This window comes from Embleya australiensis, from assembly GCF_051903075.1.
Taxonomy (GTDB): Bacteria; Actinomycetota; Actinomycetes; order Streptomycetales; family Streptomycetaceae; genus Embleya.
This window is the reverse complement of the sequence record NZ_CP182423.1, coordinates 871,381-883,006: the sequence shown is the minus strand read 5'-3', so window position 1 is coordinate 883,006 and position 11,626 is coordinate 871,381. Positions and strand designations below refer to the sequence as shown.

9 protein-coding genes and 2 pseudogenes are annotated in these 11,626 nt (G+C 70.0%); 4 read left to right on the top strand and 7 right to left on the bottom strand.

The window, feature by feature from the left end:
* Nucleotides 1–32: 32 nt before the first annotated feature.
* From ACMXN5_RS34070 to ACMXN5_RS34055, 4 genes and pseudogenes are all read right to left on the bottom strand, one after another.
* Nucleotides 33–977, bottom strand: a complete 945-nt coding sequence (locus ACMXN5_RS34070) for a glutamate ABC transporter substrate-binding protein (RefSeq protein WP_439678752.1) — start codon at nucleotides 975–977, stop codon at nucleotides 33–35.
* A 229-nt stretch (nucleotides 978–1,206) separates the two neighbouring features.
* The gene (locus tag ACMXN5_RS34065) at nucleotides 1,207–1,761 is read right to left on the bottom strand and encodes a hypothetical protein (protein WP_439678751.1); all 555 of its coding nucleotides are present in this window, start codon (nucleotides 1,759–1,761) and stop codon (nucleotides 1,207–1,209) included.
* Complete coding sequence (locus ACMXN5_RS34060) at nucleotides 1,758–3,218, bottom strand: ATP-binding protein (RefSeq protein WP_439678750.1); 1,461 nt, start codon at nucleotides 3,216–3,218, stop codon at nucleotides 1,758–1,760. The genes ACMXN5_RS34065 and ACMXN5_RS34060 overlap by 4 nt, the downstream gene beginning before the upstream one ends.
* Before the next feature lie 62 nt (nucleotides 3,219–3,280).
* Nucleotides 3,281–3,562: pseudogene (locus ACMXN5_RS34055) on the bottom strand (winged helix-turn-helix domain-containing protein); the annotation flags it as partial.
* Between the two features lie 27 nt (nucleotides 3,563–3,589).
* On the opposite strand from ACMXN5_RS34055, the gene ACMXN5_RS34050 reads away from it, so the two are divergent.
* A complete protein-coding gene (locus tag ACMXN5_RS34050) occupies nucleotides 3,590–3,901 on the top strand; it encodes a hypothetical protein (RefSeq protein WP_439681450.1) in 312 nt (103 codons plus the stop codon).
* 68 nt (nucleotides 3,902–3,969) lie between these two features.
* Here ACMXN5_RS34050 and ACMXN5_RS34045 read toward each other — a convergent pair whose 3' ends face one another.
* The gene (locus tag ACMXN5_RS34045) at nucleotides 3,970–5,241 is read right to left on the bottom strand and encodes an acyltransferase family protein (protein ID WP_439678749.1); all 1,272 of its coding nucleotides are present in this window, start codon (nucleotides 5,239–5,241) and stop codon (nucleotides 3,970–3,972) included.
* A 99-nt stretch (nucleotides 5,242–5,340) separates the two neighbouring features.
* Nucleotides 5,341–6,168 carry an SGNH/GDSL hydrolase family protein gene (locus ACMXN5_RS34040; protein ID WP_439678748.1) on the bottom strand — a complete coding sequence of 276 codons (828 nt, stop codon included), beginning with the start codon at nucleotides 6,166–6,168 and terminating at the stop codon, nucleotides 5,341–5,343.
* A 204-nt stretch (nucleotides 6,169–6,372) separates the two neighbouring features.
* Here ACMXN5_RS34040 and ACMXN5_RS34035 point away from each other — a divergent pair, with 204 nt between their 5' ends.
* The 3 genes and pseudogenes from ACMXN5_RS34035 to ACMXN5_RS34025 all read left to right on the top strand — a co-directional run bounded on the left by ACMXN5_RS34035 (nucleotide 6,373) and on the right by ACMXN5_RS34025 (nucleotide 10,085).
* Nucleotides 6,373–7,314, top strand: coding sequence for a YihY/virulence factor BrkB family protein (locus tag ACMXN5_RS34035; RefSeq protein ID WP_439678747.1), 942 nt, complete (start codon nucleotides 6,373–6,375; stop codon nucleotides 7,312–7,314).
* A 239-nt stretch (nucleotides 7,315–7,553) separates the two neighbouring features.
* Nucleotides 7,554–9,089 (top strand): annotated as a pseudogene (locus ACMXN5_RS34030) (M4 family metallopeptidase); the annotation flags it as partial.
* Nucleotides 9,090–9,413: 324 nt separating this feature from the next.
* Nucleotides 9,414–10,085, top strand: coding sequence for a FadR/GntR family transcriptional regulator (locus tag ACMXN5_RS34025; protein ID WP_439678746.1), 672 nt, complete (start codon nucleotides 9,414–9,416; stop codon nucleotides 10,083–10,085).
* A gap of 144 nt (nucleotides 10,086–10,229) precedes the next feature.
* On the opposite strand, the gene ACMXN5_RS34020 is transcribed toward ACMXN5_RS34025, so the two are convergent.
* A complete protein-coding gene (locus ACMXN5_RS34020; RefSeq protein ID WP_439678745.1) occupies nucleotides 10,230–11,240 on the bottom strand; it encodes a hydroxyacid dehydrogenase in 1,011 nt (336 codons plus the stop codon).
* Nucleotides 11,241–11,626 lie beyond the last annotated feature (386 nt).

Genomic DNA, 11,626 nt, shown 5'->3' with positions numbered 1-11,626 from the left:
GCCACGAGGTGGTCGACCTCGTGGCCCGCCGCTCAGTCCACGTAGCGGGCGGGGGGTGGGGTTGCGGTGGGGTCGGAGAGGTTCGCGGCCAGCCACTTTCGGTAGGAGGCCATCCATGGGCTGTTCGGGCCGCCTGCGCGGTAGTTCTCCAGGATCGCGTTGACCCGGCGGACGAGGTCGGTGTCGTTGAGATTCATCGCGACGCCGTACAACGTTTCGTCCAGGCGTGGTTCCAATACGCGGATCATCGGGTCCTGTGCGGCGAGTCCCGCGGCGAGTGAACCGTGTGTGAGGATCGCGTCGGTCTGACCTTCCTGTAGGCGCACCAGGCAGTCGAGATGGTTGTCGGCGAGGTCGACGATCGCGCCCAGGTTCGCCTGTGCCAGTACGTCCACAGCCGTGGTGCCCGCGCCCACGCACACCCGCCGTCCGCGCAGCGAGGCGTCGAATGCCCGCACGGGCGATCCCTTGGGCACCACGAGCTGCTGGCCGCTGCGGAAGTAGACGGTGGAGAAGGCCACTTCGGACTTGCGTTGACACGTGATGGTCATCGTCCGCACCATCACGTCGACGTCTCGGGCCCGGAGCCGCGGGACACGCTGGTCGGGGGACATGGTCACGAACCTGACCCGGGCGTTCGGGCCCAGGATCCCGCGGGCGATGGCCCACACGATGTCGATGTCGAACCCGACGACCTCGCCCGTCGCCGGGTCGACGGACCCCCATAGGTAACTGTTGAGGTCGATGCCCGCGACCAGGAGGCCGTTCTGCCGGATCCGGGTGATCGCCGGCCCGTCGTCGGCGTTCGTCGGCCGCAGACTGGCCCACGGATCGCACACGGCCGGCGGCGCGGCGGGCGGTGTCGCCGCCGGCGCTCCGACAACCGCCGCGGGTAACGGGCGCCGCGTGGGCGGGGAACCACCGCATCCGACCGCCAGGCCCATGAGCACGACCACCACCAGACATCCGGCCGCCACTCTCACCGGTTGTAAGCGCATCGCCCGCCACGTCCTCTCCGTACGGCGTCTGTCGGAGGCGCCGCGCGCACGATCCGCACCCGACCCCCGGTTCGATCGACACCATCGTTGCGTTCCGAGAGGATGCAGGTGTGGGTATCTCCCCATGCGGCCGGCCGGCTCACGGCCGCTGCCTGTTTTATGGCGACATGGCGACTCGACCGGGCCCCCGGCCCGAGGTTCGGCGGATTCAGCCGGACCGGCTCGCCTGGGGAGTGGGCCGCTCGGGCTGCGCGTTGTAGCCGGCGATGTCGCAGTGCAGCGGACCCCACAGGCCCGGCTTGCCGAGTTCGCGGAAGTTGACGTCGACGTCGGTGGAGGGTCGGCCGCCCGGAACGCGGGCGTTGGCCGCGGTGCAGGTGAGTTGGTGGATCGCGTCCACCGGCACCCGGCCGGCGTCGAGGGGCAGCGTGAGCGTGACGCCGCCGTCTCCGGTGTCGACGTCGACCCGGCCGGCCACCTCCGCCAGGGCGGTCGAGAATCCCCGCCGCTGTTCGGCCTCCGTCGGTCCCTTCAGGAGCAACGCGATCGCCTGGCCGGGGTCGAGGGACGTGTCGGTGGGTCGGGACACGGCTTGCACACCGTCGGAGGTCGCGAAGAACAGGCGCGTGCGGTCGGGGACGGCGCCGACCTGGGGAACACCCTTGGCCGGAGGGCCGACTCCGTGCGGCGTCGTGGTCGAGATGCCGCATCCGGCGACGAGGGCGGCCATGGCGGCGGCGGCCACGGTGACGGCGAGCTTCACTGATCCTCCGGACGGCGGGTGTCCGGCACGACGACCGGTGGTACTGGTACGAGCGGGAGTTCGATGGTGAACACGGTGCCCTCGTTCGCGGTGGAGGTCGCGTGCAGGGTGCCGCCGTGCAGGTGGATGTTCTCGCGCGCGATGGCAAGTCCCAGGCCGCTGCCGTCGGATCGGGTCCGGGCCGAGTCGGCCTTGTAGAAACGATCGAAGATGTGCGCGAGTACGGCCGGATCGAGGCCGGGGCCGTGGTCGACGACATCGACGGCGACGCGGTCGTCGGCGCGGCGCAGCACGACCCGGACGGGGGCGCCGCCGTGCCGCAGCGCGTTGCCGACCAGGTTGGCGAGGGCGACGTCGAAGCGTCGAGGGTCCAGGACGACCCGGATCCCGTCGGGGAGTTCGGTGTCGACCCGGTCGCTCCAGCCGCGGGCGCGCAGGGTTCGGCGTACCGAGCCGGCGACGTCGACCTCGTCGGTGTGCAGGATCGCGGCGCCCGCGTCGAAGCGGGAGATCTCCATGAGGTCGTCGACCATGCGCGCGAGTTTGCGGGTCTCCTCGGCGACCAGGCGCAGCGCCTCGGAGGTGTCGGGGTCCAGATGGGCGGTGTCCTCGTCGAGGACCTCGGTGACGGCGACCATCGCCGCGAGGGGGGTGCGCAGTTCGTGGGAGACGTCGGCGGCGAATCGGCGGGCGCCGGCTTCGAGGCGGCGCAGTTCGGTGGCGTCGCGTTCGATGGTGTCGGCCATGGTGTTGAACGTCGTGGTCAGGTCCGCGAGTTCGTCGTTGCCGTGGACGGGGATGCGGGTGTCGAGGTCGCCCTCGGTGATCCGGTGGGCGCCCGCGCGCAGCCGCCGTACTGGGCGCAGGACGTGCGCGGCGGCGACGAGCGCCGGGACGAGGGCGAGCCCGACGGCGGGGATCGCGCCGTAGCGGGCCGCGGTGACCAGGGCGTGGATGTCGGCCTGTTCCCCGCGCAGGGACATTTCGGCGTACACCACGATCCGGGTGGGGGTGCTCTCGGGTCCCGCGTGGAGGATCGGCATGCCGACGACCAGCCACGGGCCGCCGGGCCGCGCGACGCGCTGGGCCACCGCGCCGTTCTTCCGCAACACCGCGGATCGCAGGGCGGCGGTGATCGCGCCGGGATCACCGGGCGCCTCGGCGGGGACGAGCGGGCCGTCCTGGTACGACACGTGTGTACGCCAGTTGCGCGGGGTGCCCGCGCGGTTGAGCAGTACGGTCAGCTCCAGCAGGTTCTCGGCACTGGGCGGATACGCCAGGTCGGGGGCGCGCGCGTCGAGTTGGGCACGTAGTTCGTCGGTCGCGGCGTCCTCGGTGCGGTCGAGGATCGCGTCGCGGGCCTTGTCGAACGTCAGCGCGGAGGTGATCAGTGCGCTGAACGCGGCGACCAGGAGAAACGCGACGATCAGCCGGGGGCGCAGGCCACGCGGCGACAACCGGCGTCCGCGAGCGCGCGGTGACCCGGGCGCGGAACGCGGGGTGGACGTGGTGGACGCGGTCACAGCGGACCGAAGCGGTAGCCGAATCCGCGCACCGTCTGCACGTAGCGGGGGCGGCGTGGGTCGTCCTCGACCTTCCCGCGCAGGCGCAACACGCACGCGTCGACCAGCCGGGCGTCGCCGGCGTAGCTGTGCTCCCAGACCCGTTCGAGGAGGATGTCGCGGCTGTACACGCGCCCGGCGGAGGCGGACAGGTACAGCAGCAGCTTGAGTTCGGAGGGCGCGAGCGTGAGTTCGGTTCCGTTCTTGGACACGATGAGCGCGGCCCGGTCGATTACCAGACGCAGGAGATCCTCGACGCCAAGAACATGATCGACCAGGCGTCGGCAGGCCGACGGATCTGGTACTACCGCGCACCCGGTGGCGCGTTCACCCCGGAAAGCCGCCGGGTCGCCGCCGATCACGGCATGCGGCCCCTCGGTTGGAACGTCGACCCGAGCGACTACCAGCGCCCCGGAGTCGACACCATCGTCACCCGCGTCCAACAACAACTGGCCAAGGGTCCCACCGTTTTGATGCACGACGGGGGCGGCGATCGCGAACAGTCCTTCCAGGCCATGGAGAAGCTCCTGGCGTGGTTCGACGAGCAGGGATACCGGTACAGCTTCCCGCAATCGTGAACCCGCTTCGATCGCCGGGCGACCGGCCGGCCGCTTGCGCGGTCGGCCGGTCGTCGTGTCCGGTACCGTCAATATTCGTCCGCCAGTTGGGTGACATCCACGGAGGACGCCCCGCTGTGCGGCTCCGGTACGACCGCCCACAGGGCCGCCATCGCGGCGAACGTGGCCATCAGGGCGACGGCCCCGGTCCGGCCACGCGCCCAATGGCCCCGGAAACGGATCGGATCCTCCACCAGGAGCTTGGAAAGTACGGCGGCGGCGACGGAAACGACCACGATGACGGCCGTCCGACCCCAGCCCGCGAAGCCGAGGCGTTCCTCGTCCAGCAGCAGATAGACCGGCCAGTGCCACAGGTAGAGGCTGTACGAGATCAGACCGGTCCAGCGCGCCGGGGCGCAGCCCAGGACGCGGCCGACGGGGCTGCCCGGTGCCCGGGTGAGGCACGCGATGAGGACGGCGGCGGCCAGCGCGTGCAGGAACATTCCCCCCTGGAACAGTGACGGGGAATCCTCTCCGTCGGCCAGGATCCAGTACGTGCCGATGCCGCACACCAGGGCGAACGAGAACCACCCGGCCGGGCGTTCGCCCAGTCGGGCCACCGCGCGAGTGGCCGGCCCGGTGGCCATCAGGGCGCCCAGGAGCAGGGAGAAGGCACGGGTGTCGGTGCCTTCGTACACCCGGGTGCTGTCGATCGAATCGGTGAGGTGGAGCATCAGGGCCGGCGAGGCAAGGGCCCCCGTCGCCGCGACGACGGCGACGTTACGGCCCGCATGCCGGCCTCGGGCCACCAGGACCAGGAGCAGCGGCCAGAACAGATAGAACTGCTCCTCGACGGCGATGCTCCACAGATGGCTGAAGACGCGGGTGTCGCCGGAGTTCCAATAGCCCATCCGATCCGCGATGAAGTGCCAGTTGGCGAGGTTCGCCACCACCCACGGGCCGTCGTCGAGCGCGTTTCGGATCAGCGCGGGCGATCCGAATGCCGATACCAGCAGCAGGGTGCCGGACACCATGACGGCGAGCGCGGGCAGGAGGCGGCGGGCTCGGCGGCCCCAGAAGGCGACGAGGTTGATGCGGCCGTCGCGGGCCGCCGCCTCCTTGAGCAGCAGCCCGGTGATCAGGTAGCCGGACAGCACGAAGAACAGGTCGACGCCCAGGAAGCCGCCGCCGAAGTTGCCGGCGTGAAAGAGCAGTACCGCCGCGACGGCCACACCGCGCAGACCGTCCAGTGGCCCGATGTGCGCTCTGGCGGAGGTGGGCGCACTCGCGGCTGTCGCGGGCGTTGCGGACGGCGCGGGAGCCCGCCGATGGGTACGCCGAGGGGAAGTCTGCGCAGGCATGGGGTAGTTCTCCGAAAAGCGCGGGGCGGAACGAACTCGGGCCCGTTCCGCCCCTCGATCAACTGTGGCCGGGGAGGCGAGCGTGTCGCCCCGGGTCGACTACTTGCAGCCGAGTCGTGCGTACACCTTGTCGCCGGTCCACGCGCCGGTGGCCCAGCGGTCCGCCGCCGCCGGTGCGAAGGAGTACCGCCTGCCGAGTTCCTTGCCCAACCAGTGGGCGAACGCGGCAGCGCCCTGCTGACACGAGTGGATGCCGTCGTCGCTCCGCTGTGCCTTGGCGGCGGCGCCGTCGGTACCCCACAGGGCCGCGGCGTCGAGGAAGTGCACCCTGCCCGGATGCTTGTCCGCCACGTCCTTGGCCGCCTTGGGGGCGGACTTGATCTCGGCCTCGTGCGGCTTGTAGAAGTCGTCGATCCGGAACGGCGGCGCCGACACGATGACGAGTTCGGCGCCCGCGTCGGTCACCGTCTTGACCAGTCGTTCGTAACTGGCTTGTTGTTCCTCGGACTTGCCCCAGTCGTAGGTCGTGATCTGGTAAACGACGACATTCGGCTTGAAGGAGCCGAGTTCCTTCGGCAGCTGTTCCCAGGTCGGTTCGGCGACCTCGCCGATGACACCACCGCCACCGGCGGCCGCGATCGACTTGAACTCGGTCCCGTTGGCCTTCATCGCCGCGCCCAGCGCGGGAGCCTCGACTTCGCCGATGGAGTCACCCATCCAAAGCAACTTGGCGAGCTTCGCGTTCCGAGTCCCGGCACCGGCCGGGGACGCGGTCGAATCGGCCCGGCCCACGGTGGCCTTGCTCGTGTCGTCCGAGTCGTCGCAGGCACTGAGCCCGAGAACGCCGATCGCAGCGCCAAGGGCGATTCCCACGGAGAACCGAACGGCGCGCCGAAGGCGGACAGAGGGATTGGTCTGGCTGTTCATGCACCTCAGTAGAACCGCAGAAATCCCCACCCAGAGGCCTCGTCATCGTTTCATCACACCCTGTGAGAGAAACAGTCATCCCCCAAGACCGACATCGCGGTGGCTGTCGGTATCGATCTGCTCGCGAAGTTCACGGGAGCGGGAGGTGATCCGAAACTCTTCGGTTTTTGTGCTGTATTCGTGGTCGTCGGGCAGAAGTCGGCCATGGGCACAGCGATGCGGGTTCCGGAGACGCGGGACATGAAGGGTGAGGAGTTGTCGGCCGACGAGGCGTGGGCGACGTTGCGTCGGTACGGCGGGTGGACGCTGGTCAAGAACGCGTTCATTCGGTTTCGGTACGCGGACGGGTTCACGCACTCGCGTGCGCTCGCGCTCCAGGCCGTGTTGTCGGTGCTGCCGTTCGCGATCGCCGTCGTGGGGCTGTCCAGGGTCTTGCACACGGACAAATTCGGCATGTTCGTCTCGTCGGTCCTCGGTCGGCTGTCCACCGGCCCCAGTTCGGCCGTCGTGCAGGACACGCTGCGCGACGCGGGTGAGGGCAGCGCGGCGGCGCTCTCCCTGGGATTGCTGTTCGCGCTGGTCAACGTCGCGACGGCGATGAGTCAGATCGAGCGGGGCGCCAACCGGATCTACGGCGTGGAACGCGACCGCCCGTTCGCGCGCAAGTACGGCCGCGCCGCGGTGATGACCGTCGTGGTGGGCATCCCGATCGGCCTCGGTGTACTGCTGACCGTGGCCGGCCGCGACATCGTCGGAGCGGCCGGCGACGTCTACGGTTGGAGCGATACCCAACAAACGGTGGGGAACACGATGCGCTGGCCGGTGGGCATCGCGCTCGCGCTGCTCTCGGCGTCCGCGGTGTTCCGGTGGTCGCCGCGCCGTCGCCAACCCGGCTTCACCTGGCTGGCGTTCGGGGCGGCGGTGTACGTCGCGTTGTGGGTGCTGCTGACGTGGCTGCTGGGCCTGTACGTCCGCTTCAGCAGCTCGTTCGACTCGGTGTACGGACCGCTCAGCGCGTTCGTGTCGTTGATCCTGTGGGCCTACCTGACCTCGATCGCGCTGTTCCTGGGCCTGGCCTTCGCCGCACAACTGGAAGCGGTCCGCGCCCACCTCCCCGAACCGATAAAGCCCGACCCCGGCGCCTGACACCGGCCGGCGCCCAACGTCAACTCGCGTTCGTGGGTGGGTGGTTGGGGCGGGTGTGGGGGTGTTGACAGATTGTGCCGGGCTGGTTGTGTTTTGTTGACGGTCGACTTGTGACTGTGTGAGCGTTTCGTTCGCTCGGGCACGAACCCGGCGCACCTGATGGTCGGTTCCGTTCACCTCGCGGGGCCGGCGCGAGTCGGACTCGTGGTCGAGGCCTGTCCTCCATCCAAGGAGCCTCGATGAAACGCAGCACGGTGACGGTCGGGTCGGTCCTGGCCCTACTCGCCGGCCTCGTGGTCGGTACCTCCCAGTCGAACGCGGCGACGCCTGCGCCCGCGCCCGGATTGGCGGCGGCCGTGTCCGCCGCCGACCGGGCCGCGGCGAGCGGCCTGGACGTCCTGGCCAAGGGCCCCGACGAGAGTTACGTGCGGCAGCAGGTCACCCCGTGGGTCGACAACCTGTACTCCGTGGCCTACGAGCGCACCTACCGCGGGCTGCCCGTGGTCGGCGGCAGCGCGGCGGTGCTGGCCGACGGCAACGGCACCGTCCGGGCCGCCCAGTCGGCCACCGATCAGCGGATCGACGTCCCCGTCAAGCCGACGGTCGGCAAGGACGCGGCCGAGAACGTCTCGCGTGCGCAACTCAGGGTCGTCGAGAAGGTCGACTCGCGACGCCTGGTCGTCCGGGTCCGGGAGGGTGGCGCGAACCTGGCCTGGGAGACCGTGCTGATCGGCAACACCGAGACCGCGCCCAGCCGGCTGCACGTCTTCGTCGACGCCCGCTCGGGGCAGTTGCTCGACTCCTACGACGACGTCAAGGGCGGCACCGGTACCAGCCAGTGGAACGGCCCCAACCCGCTGACGATCACCACCAGCGGCAGCGCCGGCAACTACAAGATGACCGACCTGACCCGGCCCGGCCTGTCCTGCTCCGACTACAACGGCGGCGTGTTCACCAAGGCCACCGACACCTGGGGCAACGGCAACGCCGCGAGCAAGGAGACCGGCTGCGTGGACGCCCTGTGGGCCGCGCAGAAGGAATGGAACATGCTCCGCGACTGGCTCGGTCGCAACGGCCACAACGGCAACGGCGGAAGCTGGCCGGTACGCGTCGGGCTGCCCGCGGTCAACGCCTACTGGACCGGCTCGCAGATCCAGATCGGCCACAACCAGAGCAACCAGTGGATCGCGTCCATGGACGTCGTGGGCCACGAATTCGGGCACGGCATAGACCAGTTCACCCCCGGCGGCGCCGGCTCCGAGGCCGGCCTGGGTGAAGGCACCGGCGATATCTTCGGCGCGCTCACCGAGGCGTACACCAACGAGCCCTCGCCCTACGACCGCCCGGACTACCTGGTCGGCGAGACGGTCAACCTGGTCGGCAGCGGCCCGATCCGCAACATGTACAACCCCTCGCAGATCAGCAACAACCCGAACTGCTACAGCGCCTCGATCCCGGGCACCGAGACCCACGCGGCGGCCGGTCCGCTGAACCACTGGTTCTACCTGCTCGCCGAGGGCACGAACCCCGGTGGCGGCAAGCCCAGCAGCCCGACCTGCAACAACACGCAACTCACGGGCGCCGGAATCCAGACCGCGGGCAAAATCTTCTACGGCGGCATGTTGCTCAAGACGAGCGGCATGACCTACAAGAAGTACCGCACCGCGACCCTGAAGTCCGCCAAGGCGCTCGACTCCACTTGCGGCCTGTTCAACAAGACCAAGGCCGCCTGGAACGCGGTGAGCGTCCCGGCCCAGCCCGGTGACCCGACCTGCCCGTGATGCCGAACGCACCTCGATAGATCCGACGACAGGCGCCGGACGATAGGCACCCGACGCCAGGCACCCCACGTCCGTCCCCCAGACGAGGCCGCGGCCCCCGCCGCGGCCTCGTTCGCCATGTCGGGCTCCGCGCGTCGGACATCCGGCGCCGTCGCCGGGAGCCGTACCCGGAACGTCCCGGGAGATCGGATGGCTGAGGGCCCGCGGGTGCCGGGACGACGCCGCAGGCGGCTGATGGGTGGTGGTCCGAGCAGTCTGTTTTCCGGTGCGCCCGGCCGTCATACTGGAAGTCATCGGATCTCTGGAAGGATCATCGGCATGGCTGTGACGGACGAGGCCATCGACAGGATCAAGGAGATGATCGTCTCCGGGGAGCTCCGGCCCGGCGACAAGCTTCCGAAAGAGGCGGACCTGGCCACCAAGCTGGGATTGTCGCGCAACTCGCTGCGCGAGGCGGTCAAGGCGTTGTCGCTGATCCAGATCCTGGACGTGCGCCAGGGCGACGGCACGTATGTGACCAGTCTGGAACCCGGCCTGTTGATGGGCGCGATCGCGTTCGTCGTGGACTTCCACCACGACAAGAGCGTGCTCGACTTCCTCCAGGTCAGACGGATCCTGGAACCCGCCGCGACCGCGCTCGCCGCGGCCCGGATCGACGCCGCGGGGATCGCCGGGTTGCGCGGCCTCGCGCAGGTCGACGAGCCGCAGCCGACCACCGAGCAACTGATCGAGCAGGATCTGCGCTTCCACCAGGCGATCGCGGGCTTCAGCGGCAATCCCGTGCTGTGCTCGCTGCTGGATTCGTTGTCCAGTCCCACGATGCGCGCCCGGCACTGGCGCGGCCTGACCCAGAGCGGTTCGTGGGAGCGTACGGTGCGCGAGCACCAGGCGATCGTGGACGCGCTGGAGAGCGGCGACGCGGAGGCCGCGCGGGCGTGGTCGACGGCGCACATCGCGGGCGTCGAGCAGTGGCTGCGCAAGGTGGCCTGAGGCGCGGCCGGGCCAGGCCCGACCGCGCCCGCCAGTGCCCAGCCGCGCCGCCAGTGCCCAGCCGCGCCGCCAGTGCCCAGCCGCGCCGCCAGTGCCCAGCCGCGCCGCCAGTGCCCAGCCGCGCCGGCAGTGCCCGACCGCGCGTCAGGCCAGCGACGCGGCGTGGGCGGGGTCGATCGCGTGCCGGAGCGGCAGGTCCTCGGTGAAGCGGCGCACTTCGTCGAGCACGAGCTGCCCGAGGCGGTGGCGCTCGGCCCCCATGGCGCCGGCCAGGTGCGGTGTCAGGACGACGTTGGGAAGGGTGAACAGTGGCGAGTCGGCAGCCGGGGGCTCGGGGTGCGTGACGTCCAGTACGGCGGTGAGGTCGGGCCTGGCCCGCAGGACCTCCGTGGCGGCGGTCTCGTCGATCAGCGCGCCCCGCGCGGTGTTGATCAGTGTCGCGCCCGGCCGCATGGAGCCCAACAGCCGTGCCCCGATCGAGCCGCGGGTCTCGGGCAGCAGCGGTGCGTGGAGACTGACGACATGGCAGCCGGCGAAGAGTTCGTCGATGGAGACCAGCCGGACTCCCGCGCGCTCGGCGGTGTCCGAGGAGGCGACGGGATCCGTGGCGAGCACCTCGACGTCGAAGCGCGCCAGGTGGGCGGCGACGAGCCGGCCTATGTGCCCGAGCCCCAACAGGCCCACCCGTGACCGGTAGGCACCCGGGACGTCGGGATTGACGGGGAAGCGGCGGTTGTGCGCCACCTCCCGGGCGATGTGGTGGGCCTGCTTCAGTCCGAGGAGGACATGGGCGAGGGTGAACTCCGCCACCGGAACGGCATTGGCCGCGGCGGCCGAGACGATCGGGATGCCGCGGTCCCAGAAGGCGGGTGTGGTCAGGTGCCGGACGGATCCCGCCGCGACGAGAACCGCCCGCAGCCGCGGGGCATGTGACAGGAGGTCGCCATCCAGGACGGGTGCACCCCAGCCCGTGAGCAGGAGGTCGACGTCGCGCAGCACATCCGGATCCGCCTCCAACTCCTGCCGGGTGAGGGGCGGACCCTGCCAGTGCACGAGCCGGCCGAGCCCGGCCAGCACTTCGGGCGGGTAGACGTCGGCCCGGCGTGCTTCCTCCATGACCAACAGCGCTGTCGGTACGGTGGCCGGTTCGTTCATGGCGGGTCGGTCTCCTCGGCCTGTCCGATGGTGGACCGATGCCGGACGATCGGCGGTCCCTGCTCGGATGCGGTGGCAAACGTCTGACTGAATGTCGCGATTGGTACGGCCTGGCCCGGGTTCGGCGCGGCCCGGCCCGGGTGTTGTCCGGCCTGAAGCTCACGGAAACCATACATCGGATCATTGAAATGTCATCGCTGTGACCTTGGCTGCTCGAACTTCTCGACTCGGACGACTACTCGCCGTTCCCGTCCATGCCCAAAATGCACGCATAAGCGCCCATCCAACGGTGCCAGGCCGTCCCTACCGCCGGTCGGATCACGTGGGGGCGGTGCGGAAGCGCGTCGGACGAGTGTTCTCGTCGGCCGCTGAAACCTCTTGTATTC